Raw genomic sequence first — 26,138 nt, 5'->3', positions numbered from 1 at the left:
ACTGCTCCTACCCAGGATGAGAATCGCGTCAGCCTGCACGTCTGGCGCATCCCCCGCCGCGCCGTCGGTTCCGCCATGCTGCGCATGGCCTTCTCCCGGCGAGACCTTCCGGGCGTGCGTTTCGCCAAATTCCTGGGTACGGGAACCGGCCGCACCTTCGGACCCGGAGACTCCGATCTGACGCGCTGGGCGGCGATCTCGGTCAGTGACCGCCCGGTGCGCTACCCGGCCTGGGACTCCATCGCCGTGTCGCAGGCCCGCGTCGACCTGGAACCGCTGATCAGCCGTGGCCAGTGGTCCGGGAGGGTCCCGTTCCGGCCGACCGGGCGGAAGGCGGACGGCCCGATCCTGGCGATCACCCGTGCCCGCCTGCGTCCCACCCGCGCCCTGCGGTTCTGGACGGCGATCCCCGGAGTCGCGCAGGAGTTGGACGCCGCGCCGGGGCTGCTGGCCCGGTTCGGGATCGGTGAGGCGCCGATCGGCTGGCAGGGCACGGTCAGCGTATGGCGCAGCGCCACGGACCTCACCGCGTTCGCGTACCGTCAGCCGCAGCACCGCGCCGCGATCGCCCGTACCCCGGCAGACCGGTGGTACGCCGAGGAGCTCTTCGCCCGTTTCGCGGTGCTCGACGTCAACGGCGACCGGTCTGTCCTTGGATGGGAGCATACGTAAGCATGAGGCTCGTAGCTTGGCAGCCGGACGACCTGCTGCGACGGCTCGACGACGTCATCGCGGTCTACGGCGAGGCGATGGGCTACCGGCCCGAACTGCTGCAGACCCGGCGCGGCTACATCGGCTCCCACGTGCGCCGGCCCGGCTTCCGCGCGGTCGCGACGCTCACCCCGGAGGGGAAGGTCGCCGGCTTCGGGTACGGCTACACCTCCATCGCCGGCCAGTGGTGGCACGACCAGGTCCGCGCGGCGCTCGACGAGCCCGGACGCCGGCAGTGGCTCGGCGACTGCTTCGAAGTGGTCGAGTTGCACGTACGCCCGGTCGCCCAGGGGCACGGCGTCGGCGCCCGGCAACTGCGCGCCCTGCTCGCCATGGCGAAGGGCAGCACCGTCCTGCTGTCCACACCGGAGGCCGACGAGCAGGCGTCCCGCGCGTGGCGGCTCTACCGGCGGTTCGGTTTCACCGACGTGCTGCGGCACTTCTGGTTCCCCGGCGACGAACGCGCCTTCGCCATCCTCGGCCGCGAGCTGCCGCTCGCCTCCCTGCCGGAGGAAGCGCGATCCTGAAATACCTGTTCGGCGTCCTCGTCCTGGCCCAGATCTGTTACCCGCTCACCAGCGGCGACGTCCGCGCCGGACTGACCGTCGCCACCGTGCTCCTCGGCGTCGCCCTCTCGGTGTCGCACGCCTGGGTGTCCCGTGGCCCGCGCGCGGTCGCCGCCCTCGTCGGCACGGCCACCGCCGGTGGCTTCGCTGTCGAGGCGATCGGCGTCGCCACCGGTTTCCCGTTCGGCACCTACGACTACTCCGGCGAACTCGGCCCCAAGGTCCTCGGCGTCCCCCTGATCATCCCGCTCGCCTGGACCTGGATGGCCTGGCCGGCCTGGCTCGCCGCGGTGCGCGTGACCCGCTCCCGCACGGCCCGGATCGCGCTGGCAGCGGCCGGGCTCGCCGCATGGGACCTCTTCCTCGACCCGCAGATGGTGGCCGAGGGGTATTGGCGGTGGCACGACCCGGTGCCGGCGCTGCCCGGCGTGCCCGGCATCCCGATCGGGAACTATCTGGGCTGGCTCGGATTCGCCGTCGTGCTGATGACCGCTCTGTCGTACGCGCTGCGCCGCTCCGACCCCTCGCCCTCCGACGGTGTCATGTACGCGCTCTGGATCTGGACCTACTTCTCGTCGGTGCTGGCCCACGCGGTGTTCCTGGACCTGCCGTACTCGGCGATCTGGGGCGGGGTGCTGATGGGCGCGGCGGTGCTGCCCCTTCTCCTGACATTGCGTCGCCGATGATCGTCGTGCTCCTTCTTCTGGCCGTTCATACGGCTGTCAACGCCTTCCTGCTGCGCCGTCCTCGTCGTGGTCGCTCCACCGACGAGCGGGTCGCCGTCCTCCTCCCGCTGCGCAACGAGGCCGATCGGGTCACCCCGTGCCTGGAGTCGCTGCTGGCTCAGCGTGGCGTCCCTCATCTGACGATTCACGTCCTCGACGACAACTCGACCGACGGCACCTCCGCGGTGGTCCGGGAGATCGCCGGTGACCGCGTCCATCTCCTGCAAGGAACCGATCCCGCACCCGGCTGGCTGGGCAAACCGAACGCCTGCCGCCAGCTGGCCGCCGCCGCGGGCGACGCCGACATCCTCGTCTTCGTCGACGCCGACGTGGTCCTCGAACCCGACGCCATAGCCGGCGCCACCTCACTGCTGCGCAGCGCCGGGGTGACGCTGCTGTCCCCGTACCCGCGCATCACCGGCGCCGGCCGCCTGGTCCAGCCGCTGCTGCAGTGGTCGTGGCTGACCTTCCTCCCGCTGCGCGCCATGGAACGCTCCCCCCGCCCGTCCCTGGCAGCAGCCGGCGGCCAATGGCTCGTACTGGACCGTGCCGGCTACCACGCCGCCGGCGGCCACGAAGCAGTCCGCGACGACGTCCTCGAAGACATCGGCCTCGCCCGCGCCGTGAAACGTTCCGGCGGCCGCATCGCCCTCGCCGACGGTTCCGCCCTGGCCACCTGCACGATGTACGACACCTGGCGCGACCTCGCCGACGGCTACGGCAAATCCCTCTGGCGTTCCTTCGGCTCAGCGCCCGGTGCGGCCTGCGTCGTGGTCCTTCTCCTCCTCCTGTACGCCGTCCCGCCCGCCCTCATCGCCTTCCCGGCGACAGCGGCGTGGGCTGCGATCGCCTACCTCCTCGGCGTGACCGGCCGCACCATCACCGCCGCGGCAACGGGCGGCCGCCTCTTCCCCGACCCGTGGCTCCATCCGCTGTCAGTGATCCTGTTCGCCTACCTGGTGGCCCGCTCCTTCCACCGGCGATCCCGCAACACGTTGTCCTGGCGAGGCCGTCCCGTTTAGCCGTGGTGAGCTCCCCTATGGCAGTGGTGAGCTCTCCTATGGCCGTGTGAGCCGAACCAAGCCGCGCCTGTGGTGTACAGCCGACCGGGGGATGGTCGTACACCAGAGCGACAATCGTGGCTGAGCGCACGCCCGGCAGACTCCAGCCGTGGGTTACCGCTGCTCCCGGGCCACCCGAACCACAACAACTCACGGCCGGCCGGGATCTTGGCCGCACGGGAGCAGCGACGGTGGAACCACGTGCGTTCACTCTCAGGCGACCCTCGGAACTCGCCCGCCCCTCTGGCGATCTGGGAATCGCGCATGCCCACCGACCGGCGATCTGGGAACCGCGCGCTCATTGACGGGGATCTTGGAGGGGGTGAGGGTCGGGTGGCGGGGTGACCGTGAGGGTGCACCGGGGCCGGCGGCGGGGTGCGCCGGGCGGGCGTGGCCGCAGGTGTCGAGGCATCACGGGACGGTGTGGTGCTCTCGGGTGGCGGCCATGCCCGTACCGATGAAGAGGTCTTAGGAGCGAAAGCGGATCATGGCAGGGTGAGCGACATCGTGGTTATCGGCGCCGGCGTCGGAGGGCTTGCGGCTGCTGTGCGGCTGGCGGCTGCGGGGCATCGGGTCGAGGTGCACGAACGCGCGGCGGAGGCGGGCGGCAAACTGGCCGTCTTCGAGCGGGACGGCTATCGGTTCGACACCGGGCCGAGCCTGCTCACGCTGCCGCAGGTGTTCGACGACCTGGATCTGGATCTCCGGCCGCAGCCGCTGGATCCGGTGGTGCGGCACGTGTTCGCGGACCGGACGGTGCTCGACTCGTCGTCGGTGCACAGTGTGTTCCTGGAGCGGATCACCGAGGCTCTCGGTGAGGAGGCCGCCGAGGATTGGGATCGGTTCTGGCGCCGGGCGAAAAGGATCTGGCAGGCGTCGTGGGATGCGGTTCTGCGGCGTCCGGTGAACGCGGCGACACTGGCCCGGCTCTCCTGGCGGCTCGGTGATCTCGCGGCGATCGCACCGGGCCGGTCGCTGCGGTCGCTGGGCCGCACCCACCTGCGGGATCGACGGCTGCGGATGCTGCTGGATCGCTATGCGACGTACACCGGCTCGGATCCGCGTCGCGCGCCTGCGGCGCTCGCGGCGATCCCCTACGCGGAGCTCACGCACGGAGGGTGGTATCTGCCGGGGGGATTGGGCACGCTGGGTGATGCGCTTGCGGCCCGGTGCGCCGATTTGGGGGTACGGGTGAAGCTCCGCTCGCCGGTCGCCCACATCGAAGCGGACCGCGCCGTGCGAGGGGTGCGCCTGGAGTCCGGCGAGTTCGTCAGGGCGGACGCCGTGGTCTCCAATGTGGACGCCTCAGTGCTGTACCGCGATCTCCTGCCCACCCCGGACCGCCTGGCCGCCCTGGCCGACCGCAGCCTGGGCGGGTTCGTGCTGCTGCTGGGCGTACGCGGCGAGACCCCGTCGCTGGCACACCACACCGTGTTCTTCCCGGCGGACTACGACGCCGAGTTCGACGCGATCTTCGGCTCGGCGTCGCGGCGGCCACGCCCGGTGGACGACCCGGCGATCTTCGTGACCCGCGCGGAGGATCCGGCGGTCCACCCGGAGGGTCACGAAGCGTGGTTCGTGCTCGTCAACGCTCCGCGACACGGCCGGGACCGGTCCGCAGTGGACTGGACCCGGCCCGGGCTGGCGGACGCCTACGGCCGGCACATCCTGGACGTGCTCGCCGCACGGGGGCTTGACGTACGGGACCGGCTGGAGTTCATGGAGATCCGCACCCCCGCCGATCTGACGTCGGCGCCGGGCGGCTCGATCTACGGCACCGCCGGCGGGCTGATGAGACCGTCCAACCAGGGCCCGGTCAAAGGGCTGTACCTGGTCGGCGGCTCGGTCCACCCCGGCGGCGGCCTCCCGATGGTGACCCTGTCCGCCCAGATAGTCGCGGACAGCATCGGCCCGGCCTGATCGCCCGCGGGCGCGGCAAACGATCAGGCGTGGGCTGCCAGGAACGCCTGGGCCATCGCCGATGCCAGGTCGGCCGGGTTGCGGGCGGCGAACGCCTTGCCGCCGCTCGCCTTGGCCATCCCGTTCAGCGCGCCCATGTTCGCGTCCGGCCCGTAGCCGACCGCGATGATCGAGACGGGTCTGGCCGGGTCCTGGGTGGCGGCCAGCTTCTTCAGGAAGGCGTCATTCGACATCGCGAACCGGGTGCCCCCGTCGGCGCCGTCGGTCAGCACCACGACGACCGACGCGGTCTCCTTCTTCACCTGGTTGCGCATCGCCGCCACGCCGTCGAGAACGGCCTGGTAGAGCGGGGTCCCGGCGCTCTGCTCGGGCTTGTACGCGCTGATCTGCGCCTGTAGGGCCTCCCGGCGGGAGTCGCCCTCGACCTTCCCGGTGATCGGCCCGTACGGGACGACCTCGGTGTGGGCCGGGCCGTTGCGGGCCGCGGTGCCGAAGTACCACATGCCGATCGTGGTGTCGTCGCTGAACAACTCGGCGGCGCTCGCTCCGGACTCGCGCAGCAGCGACGCCTTCGTACCCTTCTTTCCGCCCGTCCCGGTGATCGCCTCGTTCATCGAGCCGGACGAGTCGATCAGGAGGAGGACCTGGAAGGCGACGTCCTTGTACTGCGCCCACTGCTGGGCCGGGGTGAGCAGCTCGCTGACCGAATCCGGCAACTCCAGCACGCCGGCTGTCGGCTCGGTGCGGAAGCCGGCCGCCGCCACGGCCGGCTTGCTGATCGCGGCGCGCAGCTGGGCGGCGAGGTCCTTGTCGGCGCCCTTGCGGATCGCGAACGGGTAGTCGGCCTCGACCCGGCCGTCGGCCGGCGGGAAACCGGCGAGCCGGATCTGGTGCTTCACATCCTGGTACGCCTTCAGCTGCTGTTCGAGGACCGGGAAGACGCCGATGTCGTAGACCGCGGTCGTCGGGTCGGTCTCCCGCCCCATCCGGTCGAGCAGCTGGACCGGGTCGGCGAAGGCCTCCTCGAGCCGGCTGCGCAGGGTCAGCGCCCGGAGCCGCGCGATCCCGGCGTCGGAGGTGGTCCGTGCCGTGGCGGCGTGCACGGCGTGCACGCTGAGCAGGCCGGCGGTGGTCCGCAGCGGGTCCGGCATGGTGATCGTCGGGAACCGGTTTTCGGTCGCTCCCTTGATCAGCCCGGTCCACGCGGTGGCGCCGTCCTTCGCGTAGAGCGTGGCGATGCCCTCGGGCGCGGCGATCAGCACCGGCGAGTACGCGATCGGCTTGCCGGAGGCGCTGAAGGTCCCGTTGGCCCCGGCCGCGACGGTGAGCCAGGCGCTGCTCGACGGAATCCAGACGTCCGGCCGCTTCTTCGCCACCGCCGTGGTCCCGGGCTCCTCGGCGCGGACCACGACCGGCGGGCAGCGCAGTTTCGACGGATTGAGCGTGTCCGCCGCCTCGCGGACCAGCGGCTCGATCTCCGGAGCGGCGACGACGCTCAACTCCGGGGCGGGACAGGGGGTCACGCTCGGTGAGGACGCCGAGGGTATCGGCGCGGCGGTGGGCTCCGCCTCCGGCGCGCTGGCGCCGTTTCTCATCAGCTGCCAGGTGAGACCGCCGGCCGCCGCGAGAACCGCGAGGACCAGCGCTGCCGCGAGAAGTGCCCGCCGGGGACGGTGCGGAGGTTCACTCCACTCACCGTGGCCGGCCGGCAACTCCCTTGGCCACTCGTTGTCGGACATGCCACCTTACCCGTCGTAAAGTTCGACACGATGCGTGGCGGATACTAGCCCGGGATTCACGTTTCACAATAACTCTGACGGCATCTCGGCACATTACCGAGATCAATTAAGCATCTACCAAGATCGAACTAATAAAGATCACGAGAATGCGGCCGCGATCACGATCAACTCACCGTCGTCGCTCAGGCCGACCGGCTCACGGCCCCACCCGCCGTAGATCTGCTCCACCCGGAATCCGGCAGCATGCAGCGATGCACGCAGCTCTTCCGCCGTACGAAAACGCAGTGTCTCCTGGCTGGTGAGCTTCTCGCCGTCGGAGAACCGGTAGTGGTGCGCGAGCGAGACCACTCCCCCGGACACCGACGCGACCTCGGTCCACGCCTCGACGACACCGCCGTCGCCGAGCACGATGGATCGCCACGACTCATCCGGATTCCACTGTTCCCAAGCAGCCGCCTCCGGGTCCCGGCTGTCGAAGACGAGCCGTCCTCCTTCGTCCAGCGCGCGGCGCACCGCATGCAGCAGCGATGACCATTCTTGATCAGTAACGAAGAACTGCGCGACGTGCCCGGTGAGAAAGGCGGCGTCGAACTCCCGCGTGCCGAGTTCGCCTATCGACCCTTCGATCCACTGGACGAGCGCGGCGCCGGGCTTGCGGCGGGCGGCGTCCAGGGCCGGTCCGGCCGGATCGACAGCCGTGACAGCGTGACCGGCGGCGGCCATCGCGATCGCGAGCCGGCCGGTGCCGCAGCCGAGATCGAGGACGCGCGGCGCCGAGTGCTCGGCGAGCACGGCCATGAAGAAGTCGTCGTCCCAGCCCCAGGGGCATTCGGCGTCGTAGACCTCGACCAGCCGGGGATGCCGGTACTCGCCATGCCACACAAGGGGGATGCTAGCCGTCAACCACCCGAAGTGGACAGTGCACGGACTCCGAACGGGAGCCTCCCGGACGCTATGTGATCGGTCACCACCTCGCGCAACGCGGCAGCGGCGTGCGGCAGCACCGCGCCCCGGCGTTGCGCCAGAGCGATGGTCCGGCGCATCCCCGGTGGCGCGAGCGGGGTGGCCCGCAGCAGCGGACGGTTGGCCAGCACCATGCTCGGCACCAGCGCGACCCCGAGCCCGGCCTCGACGAAGGCCAGCACCGCGTCCATCTCGCCGCCCTCGACCGCGAACTTCGGCGTGAACCCGGCCCGCTCGCAGGCGTGCAGCGTGACGTCCCGGATGTCGTAGCCCTTCCGGAACATCACCATCGGCGTGTGCTTCAGCTCGACCAGGTCCAGCTGGCGGGCCACGGTCGGGGCCGGGCCGTCCAGGACCGAGGCGACCACGAGGCTCTCCCGCAGCAGGTCGGTCGTCTCCAGGGTCGGGTCGACGCCGTGCTCGGGCTGCACGATGAGCGCCAGGTCGAGCGCGTGCGCCAGCAGATTGGCGATCAGGTCCTGCGAGCTGCCCTCGCTCACGTGCAGCTGGATGTCCGGGTGCTCCTCGCGGTACGTCCGCAGTATCCCCGGCACGAGCGAGGAGCAGAGGCTCGGTGTGGCGCCCAGCCGCACCTCGCCGCGGCGCAGCCCGACGATGTCACGGACCGCGTCGAGGGCCGCGTCGGCGTCGGCGACCATGCGCTGCGCGAGGGGCAGCAGGGTCTCGCCGGCGACGGTGAGGGCGATCGCACCCCGGATCCGCTCGAACAGCGGCGCCCCCAGTGAGGACTCCAGGGTGTGAATCTGCTTACTCAAAGTAGGCTGCGAGACGCCCAGAATATCCGCCGCATGAGTGAAATGCCTGGTCTCTGCGACCGCTACGAAGTACCTGAGTTGTTGCAGCTGCACGTTAATAGACTACCGCTATGAACAACCGCCCGATCATGCATTAGACGAATGACTCGGGACTTTCTACCTTCCAAGTTGTGGCGGTAGACACTCCAATTCCCAAGACGACTAACGCAGCGGGCGCAACGGCACGCCCCGCTCCGCGCAAGTCGGTGCGACCCTCGTCGGTCGCCCTTAAATTGATCATGGCGGTCAGCGGCATCGCGCTGGTGCTGTTCCTCTTCGCGCACGCGGCCGGCAACCTGAAGATCTTCATCGGCAATGAGGACTTCGACCACTACGCGCACTGGCTGCGGACGATCGGCACGCCGCTGCTCCCGGACGTGTGGTTCCTCTGGATCATGCGGATCGGCCTGCTGGTCGCCATCATCGCGCACATCTGGACGGCCACGCAGCTGACCATCCGGGCGAAGAGGGCCCGGCCGGTCAAGTACGCGCACCGGCCCAAGATCCAGGGCAGTTACGCCGCCCGGACCATGCGCTGGGGCGGCGTGATCGTCCTGCTGTTCATCATCTACCACATCCTCGACCTGACGACCGGTCACCTGAACCCCGAGGGTGACTCCTCCCGCCCGCACGCCAACGTGATCGCGGACTTCACGCCCGAGCGCTGGTACGTGACGCTGTTCTACGTCGTCTCGGTGGTCATGGTCGGCTTCCACCTGCGGCACGGCATCTTCAGCGCCGTACGCACCCTGGGCCAGCAGACCGCGAAGGGCCAGCGCATCGCGCAGACCGTCGCGCTCGTGCTCGCCGTCGTTCTGGTGGTCGCGTACCTCTCGGTGCCGTTCGCGGTGACGTTCGGATTGGTGAAGTGAACATGACTGACTTCTGGACCGAAGGCGAGCCGGTCGTCGACAAGGCGGCCCCGGACGGACCCATCGAGACCCGCTGGGAACGTCGCAAGTTCGCCGCCAAGCTGGTCAACCCGGCCAACCGCCGGAAGCTGACGGTCATCGTGGTCGGCACCGGCCTGGCCGGCGGCTCCGCGGCCGCGACCCTGGCCGAGCAGGGCTACCACGTCAAGTCGTACTGCTACCAGGACAGCCCGCGCCGCGCGCACTCGATCGCCGCGCAGGGTGGCATCAACGCCGCGAAGAACTACCGCAACGACGGCGACTCCGTCTACCGGCTGTTCTACGACACCGTGAAGGGCGGCGACTTCCGCGCCCGCGAGTCGAACGTCTACCGCCTCGCCCAGGAGTCGGTGAACATCATCGACCAGGCCGTGGCACAGGGCGTCCCGTTCGCCCGCGAATACGGCGGCCTGCTCGACAACCGCTCGTTCGGCGGCACCCAGGTGTCCCGGACGTTCTACGCCCGGGGCCAGACGGGCCAGCAGCTGCTGCTCGGCGCGTACCAGGCCCTGGAGCGGCAGATCGGCCTCGGCAACGTCGAGATGAACGCCCGGCACGAGATGCTCGAGCTGATCATCGTGGACGGCAAGGCCCGCGGCATCGTGGTGCGCGACATGGTCACCGGCGAGATCACCACCGAGTTCGGTGACGCCGTGGTGCTCGCCTCCGGTGGCTACGGCAACGTCTTCTTCCTCTCCACGAACGCCAAGGGCTGCAACGTCACGGCGTCGTGGCGGGCACACCGCAAGGGCGCGCTCTTCGCGAACCCCTGCTACACGCAGATCCACCCGACCTGCATCCCGGAGTCCGGCTCGCACCAGTCGAAGCTGACCCTGATGTCGGAGTCGCTGCGCAACGACGGCCGGGTCTGGGTGCCGAAGAACGCCGCGGATTGCCAGAAGCCCGCCTCGGAGATCGCCGAGGAGGACCGCGACTACTACCTGGAGCGGATCTACCCCTCGTTCGGCAACCTGGTGCCCCGGGACATCGCGTCGCGTGCCGCCAAGAACGTCTGCGACGAGGGCCGTGGCGTCGGCCCCGGTGGCCTCGGCGTCTACCTGGACTTCGCGGACGCCATCAACCGGCTGGGCCGCAAGGCGGTCGAGGCCAAGTACGGCAACCTCTTCGAGATGTACGAGCGGATCACGGGTGAGGACCCGTACGAGACGCCGATGCGCATCTACCCCGCCGTGCACTACACGATGGGCGGCCTCTGGGTCGACTACGACCTGCAGTCCACCATCCCGGGCCTCTTCGTGGTCGGCGAGGCGAACTTCTCCGACCACGGCGCGAACCGCCTCGGCGCCTCCGCGCTGATGCAGGGCCTCGCGGACGGCTACTTCGTGCTGCCCAACACGATCAACAACTACCTGGCGTCCGGCCCGTTCCCCAAGGTCACCGCGTCCGACGCTCCGGTCGTGGAGGCCCGCAAGGAGGTCGAGGACCGGATCGCCAAGTTCCTCTCGATCGACGGCGACCGCACCGTCGACTCCTTCCACCGCGAGCTCGGCCACATCATGTGGGAGTACTGCGGCATGGAGCGCACCGAGGAGGGCCTGACCAAGGCGATCGGCCTCATCCGGGCGCTCAAGGAGGAGTTCTGGACCCGGGTGAAGGTGCCGGGCAAGGGCGAGGAGCTCAACCAGAACCTGGAGAAGGCCGGCCGGGTCGCCGACTTCATCGAGCTCGGCGAGCTCATGTGCATCGACGCGCTGCACCGCCGGGAGTCCTGCGGCGGCCACTTCCGGGCGGAGAGCCAGACCCCGGACGGCGAAGCGCTGCGCCACGACGACCAGTTCGCCTACGCCGCGGCGTGGGAGTACTTCGGCGCCGACGGCAAGCCGACCCTGCACAAGGAAGAGCTCAACTTCGAGTACGTCCACCCGAGCACGCGGAGTTACAAGTAATGAACATCAAAGTACGGGTGTGGCGTCAGGCCGGTCCCTCCTCCTCCGGGAAGATGGTCACCTACGACGTCAAGGACATCTCCCCGGACGCCTCGTTCCTCGAGATGATCGACGTGCTCAACGAGACGCTGATCCTCTCCGGCGAGGACCCGATCGCGTTCGACCACGACTGCCGCGAGGGCATCTGCGGCATGTGCAGCATGGTGATCAACGGTGTGGCGCACGGCCCGGAGAAGGCCACCACCACCTGCCAGCTGCACATGCGGAAGTTCTCCGACGGCGACGTGATCGACGTCGAGCCGTGGCGCGCCGCCGCCTTCCCGGTCATCAAGGACCTGGTCGTCGACCGCACCGCCTTCGACAAGATCATCCAGGCGGGCGGCTACATCAGCGCCCCCACCGGCACCGCGCCCGACGCGCACGCCACCCCGGTCCCGAAGAAGGACGCCGACGCCGCCTTCGAGGCCGCCACCTGCATCGGCTGCGGCGCCTGCGTCGCGGCCTGCCCCAACGGCTCCTCGATGCTCTACACCGCCGCGAAGATCACCCACCTCGGCCTGATGCCGCAGGGCCAGCCGGAACGCGACAGCCGGGTGATCGACATGCTGCAGGCCCAGGACGACGCCGGCTTCGGCGGCTGCACCAACATGGGCGAGTGCGCCGAGGTCTGCCCCAAGGGCATCCCGCTGAGCCTGATCGGCCGGCTCAACAGCGATTACCGCAAGGCGCTCAGCAACCGCTGACCGCGAACTGCCGGTGATGGGGCCCAACGGCGTGTCCCATCACTCGGTACCGAAGCTCCAGACGCCCGGCACAACGACGTGCCGGGCGTCCGGCTTTCCCGGGTCCTGCCAGGACGCACTCGGGCGGCCGGTTGATGGAACCTCGTGGGGCCCAGAGCACCCACAGGACTCCACGAACCCGCGAAACTCCAAGGTCCGGTGTCGTGGTTCGGGTTCGCCGGCCGGACGACTTGATCCAAGACGGCACCACAGCGCAGCGGGATGATCCCCCGGGGCCGCCGTGAGCGCACACAGAACGGCACCGCGGTGGCTGACCGCCCCGATGAGGGCGGTGACCGCACGCAAATCGGCACCGCGGTAGGTGACCGCACGCAAATCGGCACCGCGGTAGGTGACCGCACGCAAATCGGCACCGCGGTAGGTGACCGCCCTCATGAGGGCGGTCAGCGCACACCCAGCGTGTATGTGTGCGCTCACCGCCGCCCGGAAGGACCGGAAGGACCACCAGCGCACACAGCACTCGCGCCGTTGCAGCCACCGGACCGAACAGAGCCGTCGCATGTGCGCCTGCCGCCGCCAGAACGGCTATCCATAACGTCGATGCGGCCGCACAGCTGTTACGTGCGACCCGGCCGACGTTCGAAGCAACCCAGGCCGTCTCGACCGCGATACGACAGACACGGCAGGTCACGTAGCGGATCAAAGCGAGGGCGGGCCGAGATGTGGGCACAGCCCTCCTGGATTCGCTGCGGCCGCTGGGACAGAATCGCGGCAAGCGACGGGATCGCGGCACGGCGACGCGAATGCCGGCCGAGCCGTAGCTCACCAGCCGTCGAGTGGTGCCTGAGCTACAGACCGGGTCTGACGGAACGGTCAGGAGAGGGCCTGGGCTATCGCCAGGGTGTGCTGGTACTCCTTCCAGTGCGACAGCCTGCCCTCGCGCGTGGTGAGCACCCCGATGAACGGCGCCGACGCGGTCGCGCCGGTGGTCAGGTGGGTGCCCAGCAGTTCGTATTCGACGACTATCACCGACGGGTCGGCGGTCTCGTGCACCACTACGGAACGGCAGTCGTCGAAGCGGACCGGGAATGAGGCTCGGCCGGCCTCCGTCCAGGCCAGCACCTGCTCCCTGCCCGAGGTCCGGGATGGACGGCCGGGCGGCGCGAACGGGGTCTCGACCACCACGTCGTCGGTGAGCATGTCGGCGGTGAAGGTGGTCTCGCCGGCGAGCCAGCGGGAACGCATCCGGTCGAAGATCTCTTCAGGAGTCACAACAACGGTCCTCCACGCTAAAGTGAGTCGTCACTCGACTTAATCAGACGACACCCGGAAGGGGAAGGCCCTCTGAGAGCCGACGCGCAACGCAACCGCGCCCGCATCCTGGACGCCGCCGAGGAGGTCTTCGCCGAGCTCGGACCGGCCGGCTCGACCGAGGAGGTGGCGCGGCGAGCAGGCGTGGCAGTCGGCACGATATTTAGACATTTCCCGACAAAAGCCGATTTGCTCACCGCGATCATGAAGCGACTACAAGCCAACCTGATCACCGCCGCCGAAGAACTGAGCGGCCCCGACGGTTTGCACCGATATTTCGATATAATTCTTCAAGAGGCCGCCGAGAAACGATCAGTAGCAGCACTGGTCGAACTGCAACTACCCGAAGCCGTGGGTCAACTGCGGCAAACAGTGGGATCACTACTGAAGCAGGCTCAGGACGCCGGAACGGTCTCCCGCACGATCGAACTCCCCGAAGTGATGGCACTTTTGGTCAGCCTCTGCCAGGGCGCCCTCACCGGCGGCTGGGACGAGCAGTTGCGCAAACGCACCCTGAACATCGTCATCGCGGGACTGAAGCCGTGAAACCGGCGTGCAGGAAAGCCGTGAGCGTGTCGATCGCCTGATCCTCGGGGAGGTCGCCGAGAGGGCCTTCCGCCGCGGCCGCCAGCGTCGTGGTGAACAGCGACGCCATGACCAGCGGATCACCGGGCAGATCGAGCCCTTTCAGGTGGTCGGCGATGTGGTGCACGTCGGGGTCGAGCATCTCCTGGCTGCGCCGCGCGAACTCCTCGTCGACGATCGCGGCCTGCCGCAGCGCCGTCATCACCACGCGGTGCCGGCGGAAGAAGGACCAGTACATCGCGACGTGCCAGCGGATCGCCGCCGGGTCGCGGAAGTCGGTGGAGTGCCCCTCGGCGGCGGCCCCGGCGTCCCCTTCGGCAAGCAGGTCGGCGAGCAGCGATTCGAGCAGTCTCTCCTTGCTCGCGAAGTGCTTGTAGAACGATCCGGTCGCGCGTCCGGCCTCCGCGGTGATGTCGGTGATCTTGGTGTTGAGGTAGCCGCTGCGCGCGAAGACCCGGATCGCGGCGGCCTTGAGCTCCGCCCCGGTCTGCGCGGCCTGTTCCTGGCGAATCCCCACCGTCACCCCCCTTGACGGCAATCTACCAGCGACCCTACGGTGAATGCATGTTCACTGAATCAAGATTCACCGTAATCGCCGGTGCCGGTCCGACCGGTCTCGCCCTTGCTCGCGTGCTGCAACGGCACGGCGTGCCCTTCCGGATCGTGGAGAAGTCGCCGGCGCCCGCCGAGGGCTCCCGCGGCAAGGGCCTGCAGCCGCGCACCCTGGAGGTCCTCGACGACCTGGGCCTGATCGCGGACTTCCAGGCCGCCGGCGGGCCGTACCCGCCACTGCTCGTCCACCTGCCCGGCGGCGCCACGATGACCCGCCGGATGGACGAGGAGCACCAGCCCACGGAGGCCGTTCCGTACCCGAACATGCTGATGGTCCCCCAGTGGCGCACCACCGCCCTGCTGGCCGACGGCATTCCGGTGGAATACGGCGTCAGCGTGACCGATGTCGATCAGGACGAGTCGGGGGTCCGCGTCACCCTCCAGACGGGCGAGACGATCACCGCTCGCTACCTGGTCGGCGCGGACGGCGGGCGCAGCGTGGTCCGCAAGGCGATCGGCGTCGCGTTCGAGGGGTCGACGTACGAGGAGGAGCGCATGCTCATCGCCGACGTCACCCTGACCGGCCTGGATCGCGACCACTGGCACGTCTGGCCGGACGGCGGGTCGTCATTCCGGCTCAGCCTCTGCCCGCTGCCCGGAACCGATCAGTTCCAGCTGACCGCGCCCATGGACAGCGACATACCCCAGGGCCTGGCTATGGGCTGGACCTCCGAATACCGCGCGAACATGCGGATGGCGTCCCGCTTCCGGGTCGGGAACGTCTTCCTCGCCGGCGACGCGGCCCACGTCCACTCGCCGGCCGGCGGGCAGGGGCTGAACACGGGCGTGCAGGACGCGTACAACCTCGGCTGGAAACTGGCGACCGGCGACCCGGAGCTGCTCGACACCTACGAGGCCGAGCGCCTCCCGGTCGCCGCCGACGTCCTCGGCATCAGCACCACGCTGCACCGCGCGTCCACGTTCCGCCGCGACGACCCGATCCTGCGGCAACTCTCCCTCAACTACCGGGGCGGTCCCCTGGCGGCCGAGCATCGCGCGGATCCCGGGGACGTCCAGGCGGGCGATCGTGCCCCGGACGCCCCGCTCCCGGCCGGTGGGCGCGTCTTCGACCTGCTGCGCGGCCCGCACGTCACCGTGCTCGCCTTCGGCCTCGCCACTGCCCTGCCGGACCTGCCGGGGTCGGTCCGGGTGCATCATCTTCCGCTGGGTGGGCCTTCGGCAGCGATCTATGACGTACGAGGGACCGCCCTGTTCTTGATCCGCCCCGACAACTACGTGGGTTGCGTGAGCAGCGAGCCGGAGGACGTCATCGCCTACCTGAAGCGGATAGCCCACTGACGGACGCCGCGACCGGCGGCTTGCGCAGCAACGTCAGCGCCACCAGGAACGCGCCCGCCACGAAACCGGCCGCCAGCAGGAAGGCGAGACTGTACCCGTCCTGCAGAGCCGCGACCTCCGACGAGGATGAGGATGAGGACGAGGACGAGGACGAGGACAGCCTCGACGAGGTCAGCGCGGCTGACGCGGCCGCCAGCACCGCCAGCCCGAGGGCCATCCCCGCCTGCTGCGCCGTGTTGTTCAGCCCCGAGATCAGCCCGGTGTCCTCGTCGGACGCACCGGCCATGGACAGCATCATGATGGCCGGCAGCGCCGCCCCGATCCCCAGGCCCATCACGGTGAGAGCGGGCAGGACGCCGTAGAGGTAGGACGGCGACTCCGGCAGCCGGGACAGCGCGATCAGCCCGCCCGCCACCAGCACCAGGCCGCCCAGCAGCACCCGGCGCGCGCCGAACCGGGCCGTCAGCCGGGCGGCGGCGAAGAGCGACACCAGGCCGATCATCACCGGGGTCGGCAGGAAGGCCAGGCCGGTCCGCATCGCGTCGAACCCGAGGATCTTCTGCAGGTAGAGGGTGTTCACGAACTGGAAGCCGAGGCCGGCGGCGACGATCAGGAGCACGGCGCCGTTGGCGGCGAGCAGCCACGGCCGCCTGAGCAGCCGAAGGGGGATGAGCGGGCTCGCAGCGTGCTTCTGGCGTACGACGAAGGAGATGAGCAGCAACACGGCGGCCGCCCCGGCGAGAAGGACCCCGTCCACGATCGCGTAGACGCCGGCCGAGAGGCCGGCCGTGATCAGGAGAGCGCCCGGAATGTCCAGGCCGCCGCCGACCGGTGGGAAGGACGGCAGCAGGCGCAGGCCGGCGACGAAGGCGGCGATGCCGATCGGCACGTTGATCAGGAAGATGGCGGGCCAGCCGGCCAGGTCGGTGAGGACGCCGCCGACCACGAAGCCGATCGCGGCGCCGCCGGCCTGGGTGAAGCTGAAGACGCCGAGGGCGCGGGCCTGCGGACCGGGCGAGGGGTAGAGGCGGACGATCACGCCGAGGATCACGGCGGAGGCGAACGCGCCGCCGGCGCCCTGCAGGAAGCGACCGGCGATCAGCAGTTCGGACGTGTTCGCGAAACCGCAGAGCAGCGAGGCCAGGGTGAACAGGGCCAGGCCGGACAGGAAGACCTTGCGGGATCCGATCAGGTCGCCGAGGCGGCCGGCGAGCAGGAGCAGCCCGCCGAACGCCACCAGGTAGCCGTTGATCACCCAGGCCACACCCGCCGGCGAGAAGCCGAGGTCCTGTTGGATGGCCGGGATCGCGACGGCCACGATCGTGCTGTCCAGAACGATCATCAGGCCCACCGTGTTCAGCACGGCGAGCGTCGCACCACGAGAACTCATGGCGCTACGCTAACAGATAATCCAGTAGCGGACTATCTACTAGAAGATCGAGCTCGGCGGATCGGTCCGGGCGACGGCGCGCCGGCCAGCGACGTGAGCAGCTCGATGAAGTCGTCCTGCTCGGCCGAGGAGAGGCCGGTCAGCGCCTCGCCGTGCACCCGGTCCACGATCACCTGGGCCTCGGACGCGGTCTGCCGGCCCTTCTCGGTCACCGCGATGATCCGGGCGCGTCGGTCGGTCGCCGACGGCCGGCGCTCGGCGAGGCCGCGCTTCTCCAGCTCGTCGACGGTGCTGACCATGGTCGTCTTATCCATGAAGGAGAGCGCGGCCAGCTGGATCTGGGTGCGCTCCTCCTCCATCGCGTGCAGCAGCACGCACTGCATGCGCGGGGTCAGGTCGACCTCGGCGAGCGCGGCGGCGAGCCGGTTGGAGAGGGCGTGCCCGGCAGCGTTGAGCAGACCGGTGATGTCGCGCTGGGTGCGCTCAGGAGCAGCCATGCGGCCAAGTCTATCGCCGGATAATCCACAACCGGATAAAAAAAAGACGGCCGGCGGGTCCCCGTGAAACACCCGCCGGCCGCCCGTTCAGTGCCACAGCGGCGCGATCGGCGTCACCAGCAATGGCATTCGCGCCTCGAGAGGCGTCCGGTCCCGCTTTTTGTTATTGCACTTTCCGCATGCCGCCACGGTGTTCAGCCATTCGTTGCGGCCACCCCGGGACCGCGGCATCACGTGGTCGACGGTCGTGGCCGCGCCACCGCAGTAGGCGCACCTCCGGCCGTCCCGCGCCAGCACACCGGCCCGCGACCAGGCCGGTCCGCGGCCGCGCCGCCAGCGGGTCACCACATAGCTGACCAGCCGCACCACGGTCGGAATCGGGTAGACACCTATTCGGTCGTCCGGCAGCGCCTCGTGCACCACCGCCACCTGGCGGAACAGCATCCGGATCGCATGCCGGAGGCTGACCCGGTGCAGAGGTCCGTAATCCGCGTTCAGCACCAGCACCGCACTCATGACAAGTCACCCCCAGCAGAAGGAAAAGCTGAGGAGAAAATAGGTCCCGGCATCGACCGCCGACAACCGATTAAGCGATCACCGCAGAGCGCGCCGGGCGACGAGAATCAATTGCCCGAATCCGATCAGCTGCATCAGGAGCCAGCCGGCGGCGAAAACGACCATCGGCACGCCGAGCACGGCGAAGACCAGTCCACTGAAAGCGATCGAGACCCGCGTCGGCCTCTCCCCCACGGTCACCGCGCCGATCTCCGTCATGCCGCCCGCCGCAGCGCGCGCCCGGACGTATTCGTGCAGCCAGCTCGCCGCGCCCGCGGCGACCACCAGCGGCCCGGGCGCGCCCGCGATCCAGAAGGCGGCGAGCCACGCCAGCTCCCCCACCCGGTCGGCCACCGAGTCGTAGAGGAATCCGGCTCTGCTCACCCGCCCGGACACCACCGCGACCGCGCCGTCCAGCCCGTCCGCCATCGCCGCGAGCAGCACCAGCAGCGCGCCGATCGCGAGCCCGGCGCGTCCGCCCAGTGCCGCGAGCGGCACGGCCAGGCAGAGCATGACGCCGGCGATGGTCACGGCGAGCGGTGAGACACGCTTCCCGCCGAGCCAGGAGCCGATCTTGTACGCCGCGAGCACCCAGCCTCGCACCACCCCCGGCGCCGCACGAGGATCGAACCCACCATGCAGCTTCGACCAGGCCGTCGCGTATTCGTCCCAGGTCACCTCAAGCCGCTGCCGCGACCTCGGACGGCGCCAGCCGCTGCCACACCTCACGGGTCGCGGTGGACCGGTTGAGGGTGATGAAGTGGATGCCCGGCACGCCCTCGTCGAGCAACGTCGCGCACATCTCCGCACAGGTCTCGATGCCCAGCTCGCGGACCGCTGCCTCGTCGCCGGCGACCCGCTCGAAACGCCGCAGCAGCGCGGGCGGGAACGGCGCGCCGGAGAGCTGCTGGGCCCGCTCGATCGTCGCCATCCGGGTCACCGGCATCAGACCGGGCACGATCGGGGTGTCGCAGCCGGCCGCCGCGACCCGGTCCCGCAGCCGCAGGTAGTCGCCGGCCTCGAAGAACATCTGGGTGATCGCGAAGTCGGCGCCGGCCCGGCACTTGCGGACGAAGTTGCGGGTGTCGCTCTCCACGTCGCCGGAGCGCGGATGTTTGTACGGGAAGGCGGCCACGCCGACGCTGAAGTCGCCGGCCTCGCGGACCAGCCGGACCAGGTCCTCGGCGTAGAGCACGCCGTCGGGGTGCCGCACCCACTCGCCCATCGGGTCGCCGGGCGGGTCGCCGCGGACCGCGAGCACGTTGCGGATGCCGGCGCCGGCCAGCCGGCCGATCACGTTGCGCAGCTCGGCGACCGAGTGGTTCACCGCTGTCAGGTGCGCCATCGGCAGCAGGGTGGTCTCGGTGGCGACCCGCTCGGTCACCGCGACAGTGGTGTCCCGGGTGGTGCCCCCGGCCCCGTAGGTGATCGAGACGAAGCTGGGTTTCAGCGACTCCAGCTCACGGATCGCCTGCCAGAGCAGGCGCTCGCCGTCGCGGGTCTTCGGCGGGAAGAACTCGAACGAGAACGTCGGCGCCGGCTCACGGATCAGGGCGCCGATCGACGGGGTGCCGGGCAGGCGGGAGGGAAGTCCGAGAGACACAAAGGCACTGTACTAGCGTCAGGGGCGTGACGACTTCACCAATCGAGCTCGCCGGCCTGCGTCAACGGGTCGACAAGGCCCTCGCCGGGTTCCTCGCCTCGCAGCGGGCCCGGCTGCTGGAGATCGATCCGGCGCTCGACGAGGTGGCCGCGACCGTGTCGGCGTTCGTGCTGGGCGGCGGCAAGCGGCTGCGCCCGGCGTTCGCCTACTGGGGCTTCCGGGGCGCCGGCGGAGTGGACTCGGACGACGTCGTCGCGGCCGTGAGCGCGCTGGAGTTCGTACAGGCCAGCGCTCTGATCCACGACGATCTGATGGACCGTTCGGACACCCGGCGCGGCGAGCCGTCGGTGCACCGGCGATATGAGGCCCGGCACCGCGCGGCCGGCTGGCGCAGCGACCCGGGGAACTTCGGCGACGCCGCGGCGGTGCTCCTCGGCGACCTGGCCCTGGTCTGGTCGGACGAGATGCTGCACACCTGCGGCCTGCCCCTGGCCGACCTGGCCCGGGCCCGCACCGTCTTCGACCAGATGCGCACCGAGGTGACCGTCGGCCAGTACCTGGACGTGCTCACCCAGGCCACCGCCGACACCTCGCTGGAACGAGCCGGCAAGGTGGCCCGGTTCAAGGCCGCGAAGTACACGGTGGAACGCCCGCTGCTGCTCGGCGCCGCGCTGGCCGGCGGCGGCCCCGAGGTCCTCGCCGCGTACGCCGCCTTCGGCCTGCCGCTCGGCGAGGCGTTTCAGATGCGCGACGACGTGCTCGGCGTCTTCGGCGACCCGGCGCAGACCGGCAAACCGGCCGGTGACGACCTGCGTGAGGGGAAGCGGACCTACCTGGTGGCGTCCGCGTTCGCCACGCTGGACGAGACCGGCCGCGCCGAGCTCGAGGCCGGCCTGGGCGACCCGGAGCTGGACGACGCGGGCGTGGCACGGCTGCGGGCCGTCATCCGGGACAGCGGCGCCCTCGCGGCCACCGAATCCCGGATCGACACCCTCGAGGCCGAAGCCCTCGACGCGCTGAAGCAGGCCCCGATCGAGGAAGACGCGCGAGGCGTCCTGTTCACCCTGGCCGAGGCCGCCACCAAACGGTCCGTCTAGAGACCAGCGGTCTGTTCGTCAGAACCCCGCGGTCTGGGCCCGGCGCTTCACCTCACGCGCCAGGTCGCCGCCGAGACCGATCGCGGCGTTGCCTCCGAGCGCCTCGTCCGGTTCGTAGAGCCACCGAAGGGCCTCTTCGTCGTTGTACCCGGCGTCGTGCAGCAAGGTGAGAACGCCGGGCAGGTGCTTCAGGACGGTGTCGTTCGCCACCAGTTCGGCGGGGACGAACCGGACGCCGTCGCGCCGGACGGCGAGCAGGAGACCTTCACGGATCATCTGGTGCACCTTGCTGATCGACACGCCGAGCTTCTCGGACACGTCCGGCAGGGTGATCCATCCGGCCGGGCCGGCGGTTACGGGTTCGCTCACTCGTACAGCGTGCCAGACCAGATCGGAGACCTGTTGATGAGCCTGTGGCGGACGATCCGCGACGAAGCGGCCGGAGCGTGGCGTTCGGTCGGATACGACCTCGGGCGGCGCCCGGTTCCGCCTCCGCCGGCCACCGGCCCGGACGTCACCTCGACGGGAATGCACACGTTCCCGGGCTCGATGGTCGACCTGCCCTCGTCGCCGGTGCGCACCGATGTCTCTCCCCCGCGGCGATTTGTCGCGGTTACGGTGTTCTGCCTCCTTGCCCTCCTCGGCGCGAGCGGCTCCTACTTCGTCGCGACCAGCATCTTCAGCACCCCACGCGGGGTGGTCCCGGAGACGGCCCGGCCGAAGGCGGCCGCCGGGCAGCCGGTCGCCGGGGAACCGGGCGCTGGAGAGCCGGGCGCCGGGGAGCCGGGCGCGGCAGGCGAGGCCGGGGGCGGCCAAGCCGGCATGGGCCCGAAGGCCGCCTCCTCGTCGCCGGCCGGCCGGCGAGCGGGGAAGACCGGCGCCGACCAGGCTGGCCGATCCGCCCTCGGCGCCGAAGCCCGGCCTGGCACCGGCGCCCGCACCGGCACTGGCGCCGGCGCCGGCGACCCGGCCGCGCCCGCCACCTCCCGGCATCCGCGCCCGGCCACCGTCGCCCCGGAGAAGACCACCGCCGCCGAGCAGCCGTGCGACTGCGTGACGCCGCCGGTGCCGACCCCCACCGCGCCGGCTTCGACGTCCCCGGCCGCGAGTCCGTCACCCTCGGCGTCCGCCCAGCCGTCCGGAAATACCGACAGTTCGCCCGATCCGGGCGCGTCGGCGCGGCCGAGCGACGCCGTCTCACCCGCGCGGAGCGACGCCCCGGCCGGCCGCCGGCACCGCCACTAGCCGGATAAATCGGCCGCAGGGGATGGTCGGGGGCAAGCCGTCGCAGGTCACAGCCGTTCAGGTACCCGTTTGGACTCAGCTGTGACATCCTGGTCTACCCCCACGGGAAAGACACATACACTTCACGCCGATGGACACCACAGTCGCCGATACGTTGATCGGCACAACGATTGACGGGCGCTACCGGATCACCGGTCGCGTGGCCCGTGGTGGCATGTCGACCGTCTACCGGGCCACCGACGAACGACTCGGCCGCGATGTCGCGTTGAAGATCATTCACCCGTCGCAGGCCACGAACGTCCACTTCGTCGACAGGTTCACCGACGAGGCCAAGACGATCGCCCGCCTCAGCCACCCCAACGTCGTCGCCGTCTACGACCAGGGCCGTCACCAGGGTCTTCCCTATCTGGTGATGGAGTTCGTGCAGGGCCGCACGCTGCGTGACCTGCTCAGTCAGCGCACCAAGCTGACCCCGGTCGAGGCCGTCGCGATCCTCGAGCAGATGCTCGCCGCGATCGCCGCCGCGCACCGTTCCGGCCTGGTCCACCGCGACGTCAAGCCGGAGAACGTGCTGGTCGCCGAGGCGCCCAGCGGCGGCATCAGCAACCTGGTGGACGCCGTGGTCAAGGTGGCCGATTTCGGTCTTGCCCGGGCCATCGAGGCGAGCACCGTCGACGACTCGGGCCAGCTGATGGCCACCGTCGCCTACGTCGCCCCGGAGCTGGTGCAGACCGGCCAGGCCGACGCCCGCACCGACGTCTACTCGGCCGGCATCGTGCTCTTCGAGATGCTCACCGGCCGGGTGCCGTTCGACGGCGACGACCCGGTCGAGGTGGCCTGGCAGCACGTGGACAACGACGTGCCGGCCCCGTCGACGATCGTGCCCGGCTCGCCGGCCGTGCTCGACAAGCTCGTCGCCCGGGCCACCCGGCGCGACCCGGGTGCCCGGCCCACCGACGCCGGCGCTCTGCTCAGCGAGGTCCAGGCGGTCCGAGACGGGCTCGGCGCGGCGAACGTGGAGACCGCGCTGCTGCGCCAGGTCCCGTCCCGCCCGCCGGCCGCCGACGCCACCACCATCGTCCCGGCCATCCCATCCGCCGACGCCACGGCGCTGGTGCCGCCGGTGCCCGCCGGGGTCTACCAGCGCGGCCAGGAGCCGCCGCGGCCCTCCTGGGCCCGGCTGCCGGAGCAGGGCGGGCAGCGCACCGCGCCGCACCGCCGCTCGGCCGAGCCGGCCGGCGGGTTCTTCGCCGACCGCCGCCGGGTCGTGCTGACCTCGCTGATCGCGGTGATGGCCCTGGTCATCATCGGCAGCACCTGGTGGGTGACCCTCGGCCGCTACAGCGAGGCGCCGACTCTGCTGAACATGCCGCAGGCCCAGGCGCAGGCGCACGCCGAGGAGAAGGGCTTCAAGATCCTCGTCGGCGACGGCGTCTACAGCGATCTCGTGCCGAAGGACTCGGTGGTCAGCCAGAACCCGGGCGCTCAAGAGAAGATCATCAAGGGCGACACCATCACGGTGAACCTCTCCCTCGGCCCCGAGGTGCACCCGGTGCCCGACCTGGTCGGCGTCGAGCTGGCCGCGGCGAAGGGTGAGCTGGAGGGCCTCGGCCTGAAGGTCAAGGAGGGCAAGCCGCAGTACAACGACACCGCCGCCGAAGGCGTGGTCCTCTCCACGAATCCGAAGGCCGGCACCCAGCTGAAGCCGGGCGACACCGTCACCGTGGTGCTGAGCCGGGGCCGCGCCCCGATCACCATCCCGGACCTGAGCGGCAAGAACATCAACGACGCCCGTGCCGAGCTGAACCGCCTGGGCCTCAGCGGCGCCGAGCGCTACAAGGACAGCGACAAGCCCAAGGACACCGTCCTCGGCCAGTCGCCGAAACCGGGCACCGGCGTGGAGAAGGGCACCGACGTCATCCTCGACGTCAGCAACGGCCCGCCGCTGGTCACCGTGCCCGACCTGACCAATCAGCCCTGCCCGCAGGCTCAGGCCACGCTGCAGGGGATGAACCTCCAGGTGCAGGTCAACTTCAACCCCAACGGAACCGTCCGCGGCCAGAACCCGGGTGGCAACACCCAGGTCGCGCCGCAGAGTGTGGTGCAGCTCCAGTGCTTCTAGACCGCAGGATCGGGTCGCACACGAAGACGTCGGGCGGGCTGGCGAAAGCCGCCCTGCCCTACGTCGACGCGGCCGGCTCCGAGACCCTCCAGGTGTACGTCTCCAACTCCCGTGGCTGGGCACTGCCCCCCGGCGATCCGAAACAGGACACGCTGTTCCGGGACGGCTGTGGTGAGCGGGAGATTCCGGCGTACATCCATGCCTCGCTCCTGGTGAATCTCGGATCGCCGACCGAGCTGACCGTGGAACGCTCGGTGGCGACGCTGGAGCACGCACTGCTGCGCGGCAAGGCGATCGGCGCGACCGCGGTGGTCTATCACGCCGGCAGCTCGGTCGACGAGGCGCACGCCGAGAAGGCGATGCACCAGCTGCACGAGTCGCTGCTGCCGCTGCTCGACCGGGCCGCCGCCGAGGACCTGCCGCGGCTGCTGGTGGAGCCGAGCGCCGGCGGTGGCCGCAGCCTGGCCTCGAAGGTGCAGGACCTGTCGGCCTACCTGGAGGCGGTCGAGCAGCACCCCTGGCTGGGCGTCTGCTTCGACACCTGCCACGCCTGGGCGGCCGGTCACGACCTGGCCACCCCGGGCGGCATGACCGAGACGCTGGACGCGCTGGTCGAGGCGGCCGGTCCGGGCCGCCTGCAGCTGGTCCACGCGAACGACTCGAAGGACGCCTGCGGCTCGACCCGGGACCGGCACGAGACGATCGGCAAGGGCACGATCGGCGCGGCGCCGTTCGCCGAGCTGTTCGCCCACCCGGCCACCGCCGGGGTCCCGATCATCGTCGAGACCCCGAGCGTGGAGCACGAGGGCCACGCCGCCGACATCGCGCTGCTCAAGTCGCTGCGCGACACCCCCTAGTTGTCGGTGTAGGAGAACGTCGCCGTCGACGTGAAGCGGCTCGCGGTGCCGGCGCCCGAAGTGAAGCTGACCACCACCGGCCCGGCCTCGTCGGCGGCCGGCACCGTGCAGACGAACGACGGGCTGGCGGCGCTGCCCTGCTTCACGCAGTCGGCCGGGTTCTCGCCGAACATGAAGTCCGTCGCCTCACCGATGTTCGCGCCGGCCGCCTTCACGACGGTCTTCACGCCGCCGGCCAGGGTGCTGGACTTCACGCTGAGGCCGGTGACGACCGGGACCAGCGTGATCGTGGCCGGTTCGCCGGGGATCTGATCGTGGATGACGGTGACCTGCGCCGACTCCGCGATCCCGGCCGGGACGGTGATCTTCAAGTGGGTCTCGTCGACGTACGACGCCGTGACCTTGTTCTTGTTGAACAGCACCGACACGATCTCCTTGGCGAACTCCTTGGAGTTGGCGCCGAGCGTCCCGCCGGTGACCGTGAGGACGAGCGGGCCGCCACCGGCCTTCGCCACCGGGTTGCCCGAGGTGTCCACGCCGAGCGGGGTCCGGTAGTTCACCACCGTCGTCTTGGTGACCAGGGTCTCCCCCTCCGCCGCGGTGATCACCAGGGGTGCGGCGCCGCTCGTGCCGGCCGGCACGACCGCCGTGATCTTGGTGCTGGAGACGACGTTGTAGGAGGTCGCGTCGGCGCCGCCGAACGTGACCGACGAGACCTCGGCGAAGTTCTTGCCGGTGATCGTCACGGTGTTGCCTCCCGCGGTGCTGACCCGGGACGGGGTGATGCCGGAGATGGTCGGCCGCCCGGCGAGCGCGGTGACCGGGGCCGCCGCGGCAGCGCCACCGGCGAGGACGAGAGCGCCTGCCGCGACAGCCGCCGCGCCACGGAGAAGTACGGACACGG

The 26,138-nt window shown here is 70.3% G+C and carries 26 protein-coding genes; 14 read left to right on the top strand and 12 right to left on the bottom strand.

Annotated features, from left to right (window positions below):
* Window positions 1–75: 75 nt before the first annotated feature.
* The 5 genes from EP757_RS18075 (at window position 76) to EP757_RS18055 (ending at window position 4,983) form a co-directional block, all read left to right on the top strand.
* Window positions 76–672 carry a monooxygenase gene (locus EP757_RS18075; protein WP_232050559.1) on the top strand — a complete coding sequence of 199 codons (597 nt, stop codon included), beginning with the start codon at window positions 76–78 and terminating at the stop codon, window positions 670–672.
* Between the two features lie 2 nt (window positions 673–674).
* Window positions 675–1,238, top strand: a complete 564-nt coding sequence (locus tag EP757_RS18070; protein WP_127547572.1) for a GNAT family N-acetyltransferase — start codon at window positions 675–677, stop codon at window positions 1,236–1,238.
* Window positions 1,232–1,963 carry a carotenoid biosynthesis protein gene (locus EP757_RS18065; protein ID WP_127554300.1) on the top strand — a complete coding sequence of 244 codons (732 nt, stop codon included), beginning with the start codon at window positions 1,232–1,234 and terminating at the stop codon, window positions 1,961–1,963. The genes EP757_RS18070 and EP757_RS18065 overlap by 7 nt, the downstream gene beginning before the upstream one ends.
* Entirely contained in the window at window positions 1,960–3,024 is a 1,065-nt protein-coding gene (locus EP757_RS18060) for a glycosyltransferase family 2 protein (protein WP_127547570.1), read from the top strand. The genes EP757_RS18065 and EP757_RS18060 overlap by 4 nt, the downstream gene beginning before the upstream one ends.
* Before the next feature lie 534 nt (window positions 3,025–3,558).
* Entirely contained in the window at window positions 3,559–4,983 is a 1,425-nt protein-coding gene (locus EP757_RS18055; RefSeq protein ID WP_127547568.1) for an NAD(P)/FAD-dependent oxidoreductase, read from the top strand.
* A 23-nt stretch (window positions 4,984–5,006) separates the two neighbouring features.
* Here EP757_RS18055 and EP757_RS18050 read toward each other — a convergent pair whose 3' ends face one another.
* From EP757_RS18050 to EP757_RS18040, 3 genes are all read right to left on the bottom strand, one after another.
* A complete protein-coding gene (locus EP757_RS18050; RefSeq protein WP_127547567.1) occupies window positions 5,007–6,722 on the bottom strand; it encodes a substrate-binding domain-containing protein in 1,716 nt (571 codons plus the stop codon).
* Window positions 6,723–6,860: 138 nt separating this feature from the next.
* Entirely contained in the window at window positions 6,861–7,604 is a 744-nt protein-coding gene (locus EP757_RS18045; RefSeq protein WP_127547565.1) for a class I SAM-dependent methyltransferase, read from the bottom strand.
* 17 nt (window positions 7,605–7,621) lie between these two features.
* A complete protein-coding gene (locus tag EP757_RS18040; RefSeq protein WP_127547563.1) occupies window positions 7,622–8,560 on the bottom strand; it encodes a LysR family transcriptional regulator in 939 nt (312 codons plus the stop codon).
* Window positions 8,561–8,706: 146 nt separating this feature from the next.
* Between EP757_RS18040 and EP757_RS18035 the strand changes: the two genes are divergently transcribed.
* From EP757_RS18035 to EP757_RS18025, 3 genes are read left to right on the top strand one after another with little or no spacing between them, the layout of a single operon-like run.
* The gene (locus EP757_RS18035) at window positions 8,707–9,372 is read left to right on the top strand and encodes a succinate dehydrogenase cytochrome b subunit (RefSeq protein WP_255435667.1); all 666 of its coding nucleotides are present in this window, start codon (window positions 8,707–8,709) and stop codon (window positions 9,370–9,372) included.
* A gap of 2 nt (window positions 9,373–9,374) precedes the next feature.
* Complete coding sequence (locus EP757_RS18030) at window positions 9,375–11,318, top strand: fumarate reductase/succinate dehydrogenase flavoprotein subunit (RefSeq protein WP_127547560.1); 1,944 nt, start codon at window positions 9,375–9,377, stop codon at window positions 11,316–11,318.
* The gene (locus tag EP757_RS18025) at window positions 11,318–12,061 is read left to right on the top strand and encodes a succinate dehydrogenase/fumarate reductase iron-sulfur subunit (RefSeq protein ID WP_127547558.1); all 744 of its coding nucleotides are present in this window, start codon (window positions 11,318–11,320) and stop codon (window positions 12,059–12,061) included. Before EP757_RS18030 ends, EP757_RS18025 begins: the two co-directional genes overlap by 1 nt.
* Before the next feature lie 873 nt (window positions 12,062–12,934).
* Here the strand turns inward: EP757_RS18025 and EP757_RS18020 are convergent.
* A complete protein-coding gene (locus EP757_RS18020; protein ID WP_127547556.1) occupies window positions 12,935–13,333 on the bottom strand; it encodes a nuclear transport factor 2 family protein in 399 nt (132 codons plus the stop codon).
* 42 nt (window positions 13,334–13,375) lie between these two features.
* On the opposite strand from EP757_RS18020, the gene EP757_RS18015 reads away from it, so the two are divergent.
* Complete coding sequence (locus EP757_RS18015; RefSeq protein WP_370457857.1) at window positions 13,376–13,918, top strand: TetR/AcrR family transcriptional regulator; 543 nt, start codon at window positions 13,376–13,378, stop codon at window positions 13,916–13,918.
* Here EP757_RS18015 and EP757_RS18010 read toward each other — a convergent pair.
* Window positions 13,896–14,474, bottom strand: coding sequence for a TetR/AcrR family transcriptional regulator (locus tag EP757_RS18010; protein WP_232050557.1), 579 nt, complete (start codon window positions 14,472–14,474; stop codon window positions 13,896–13,898). The two genes, EP757_RS18015 and EP757_RS18010, sit on opposite strands and share 23 nt — an antisense overlap.
* 47 nt (window positions 14,475–14,521) lie before the next feature.
* Between EP757_RS18010 and EP757_RS18005 the strand changes: the two genes are divergently transcribed.
* On the top strand, window positions 14,522–15,868 hold the full coding sequence (locus tag EP757_RS18005) for an FAD-dependent monooxygenase (protein ID WP_127547550.1): 1,347 nt from the start codon (window positions 14,522–14,524) through the stop codon (window positions 15,866–15,868).
* Here the strand turns inward: EP757_RS18005 and EP757_RS18000 are convergent.
* From EP757_RS18000 to metF, 5 genes are all read right to left on the bottom strand, one after another.
* Window positions 15,837–17,258, bottom strand: a complete 1,422-nt coding sequence (locus EP757_RS18000) for an MFS transporter (RefSeq protein ID WP_197725532.1) — start codon at window positions 17,256–17,258, stop codon at window positions 15,837–15,839. The two genes, EP757_RS18005 and EP757_RS18000, sit on opposite strands and share 32 nt — an antisense overlap.
* Window positions 17,259–17,290: 32 nt before the next feature.
* Entirely contained in the window at window positions 17,291–17,755 is a 465-nt protein-coding gene (locus EP757_RS17995) for a MarR family winged helix-turn-helix transcriptional regulator (protein WP_127547548.1), read from the bottom strand.
* Between the two features lie 87 nt (window positions 17,756–17,842).
* Window positions 17,843–18,271 carry an HNH endonuclease gene (locus EP757_RS17990; RefSeq protein WP_127547546.1) on the bottom strand — a complete coding sequence of 143 codons (429 nt, stop codon included), beginning with the start codon at window positions 18,269–18,271 and terminating at the stop codon, window positions 17,843–17,845.
* Window positions 18,272–18,349: 78 nt separating this feature from the next.
* On the bottom strand, window positions 18,350–18,988 hold the full coding sequence (locus EP757_RS17985) for a CDP-alcohol phosphatidyltransferase family protein (RefSeq protein WP_127547544.1): 639 nt from the start codon (window positions 18,986–18,988) through the stop codon (window positions 18,350–18,352).
* Window position 18,989: 1 nt separating this feature from the next.
* Window positions 18,990–19,913, bottom strand: a complete 924-nt coding sequence (gene metF, locus EP757_RS17980; RefSeq protein WP_127547542.1) for a methylenetetrahydrofolate reductase [NAD(P)H] — start codon at window positions 19,911–19,913, stop codon at window positions 18,990–18,992.
* 41 nt (window positions 19,914–19,954) lie between these two features.
* Here metF and EP757_RS17975 point away from each other — a divergent pair, with 41 nt between their 5' ends.
* A complete protein-coding gene (locus EP757_RS17975) occupies window positions 19,955–21,010 on the top strand; it encodes a polyprenyl synthetase family protein (RefSeq protein WP_127554298.1) in 1,056 nt (351 codons plus the stop codon).
* 18 nt (window positions 21,011–21,028) lie between these two features.
* On the opposite strand, the gene EP757_RS17970 is transcribed toward EP757_RS17975, so the two are convergent.
* Window positions 21,029–21,379, bottom strand: a complete 351-nt coding sequence (locus tag EP757_RS17970; protein ID WP_127547540.1) for an Rv2175c family DNA-binding protein — start codon at window positions 21,377–21,379, stop codon at window positions 21,029–21,031.
* Between the two features lie 36 nt (window positions 21,380–21,415).
* Between EP757_RS17970 and EP757_RS17965 the strand changes: the two genes are divergently transcribed.
* From EP757_RS17965 to EP757_RS17955, 3 genes are all read left to right on the top strand, one after another.
* Window positions 21,416–22,255 carry a hypothetical protein gene (locus tag EP757_RS17965; protein WP_127547538.1) on the top strand — a complete coding sequence of 280 codons (840 nt, stop codon included), beginning with the start codon at window positions 21,416–21,418 and terminating at the stop codon, window positions 22,253–22,255.
* A 130-nt stretch (window positions 22,256–22,385) separates the two neighbouring features.
* Entirely contained in the window at window positions 22,386–24,377 is a 1,992-nt protein-coding gene (pknB, locus tag EP757_RS17960; protein ID WP_127547536.1) for a Stk1 family PASTA domain-containing Ser/Thr kinase, read from the top strand.
* On the top strand, window positions 24,368–25,234 hold the full coding sequence (locus tag EP757_RS17955) for a deoxyribonuclease IV (protein ID WP_127547534.1): 867 nt from the start codon (window positions 24,368–24,370) through the stop codon (window positions 25,232–25,234). The genes pknB and EP757_RS17955 overlap by 10 nt, the downstream gene beginning before the upstream one ends.
* On the opposite strand, the gene EP757_RS17950 is transcribed toward EP757_RS17955, so the two are convergent.
* Window positions 25,231–26,136 (bottom strand): IPT/TIG domain-containing protein, encoded by a 906-nt coding sequence (locus EP757_RS17950; protein ID WP_160165815.1) that lies wholly within the window; start codon window positions 26,134–26,136, stop codon window positions 25,231–25,233. The genes EP757_RS17955 and EP757_RS17950 overlap by 4 nt on opposite strands.
* Window positions 26,137–26,138: the final 2 nt, after the last annotated feature.

The sequence above is a fragment of the Actinoplanes sp. OR16 genome, assembly GCF_004001265.1.
GTDB lineage: Bacteria > Actinomycetota > Actinomycetes > Mycobacteriales > Micromonosporaceae > Actinoplanes.
The sequence above is the reverse complement of the archived record's forward strand: the minus strand, read 5'-3'. Positions and strand labels throughout refer to the sequence as shown.

What these genes read in the sequence shown, in the direction of transcription:
- EP757_RS17965 (WP_127547538.1), top strand. Translation starts at nt 21,416, where the DNA reads ATGAGCCTGTGGCGGACGATCCGCGACGAAGCGGCCGGAGCGTGGCGT.
- EP757_RS18000 (WP_197725532.1), bottom strand. Translation starts at nt 17,258, where the DNA reads ATGAGTTCTCGTGGTGCGACGCTCGCCGTGCTGAACACGGTGGGCCTG.
- EP757_RS18025 (WP_127547558.1), top strand. Translation starts at nt 11,318, where the DNA reads ATGAACATCAAAGTACGGGTGTGGCGTCAGGCCGGTCCCTCCTCCTCC.
- EP757_RS18070 (WP_127547572.1), top strand. Translation starts at nt 675, where the DNA reads ATGAGGCTCGTAGCTTGGCAGCCGGACGACCTGCTGCGACGGCTCGAC.
- EP757_RS17995 (WP_127547548.1), bottom strand. Translation starts at nt 17,755, where the DNA reads ATGGCTGCTCCTGAGCGCACCCAGCGCGACATCACCGGTCTGCTCAAC.
- EP757_RS18005 (WP_127547550.1), top strand. Translation starts at nt 14,522, where the DNA reads ATGTTCACTGAATCAAGATTCACCGTAATCGCCGGTGCCGGTCCGACC.
- EP757_RS18075 (WP_232050559.1), top strand. Translation starts at nt 76, where the DNA reads ATGCTGCGCATGGCCTTCTCCCGGCGAGACCTTCCGGGCGTGCGTTTC.
- EP757_RS18050 (WP_127547567.1), bottom strand. Translation starts at nt 6,722, where the DNA reads ATGTCCGACAACGAGTGGCCAAGGGAGTTGCCGGCCGGCCACGGTGAG.
- EP757_RS18030 (WP_127547560.1), top strand. Translation starts at nt 9,375, where the DNA reads ATGACTGACTTCTGGACCGAAGGCGAGCCGGTCGTCGACAAGGCGGCC.
- pknB (WP_127547536.1), top strand. Translation starts at nt 22,386, where the DNA reads ATGGACACCACAGTCGCCGATACGTTGATCGGCACAACGATTGACGGG.
- EP757_RS18060 (WP_127547570.1), top strand. Translation starts at nt 1,960, where the DNA reads ATGATCGTCGTGCTCCTTCTTCTGGCCGTTCATACGGCTGTCAACGCC.
- EP757_RS17990 (WP_127547546.1), bottom strand. Translation starts at nt 18,271, where the DNA reads ATGAGTGCGGTGCTGGTGCTGAACGCGGATTACGGACCTCTGCACCGG.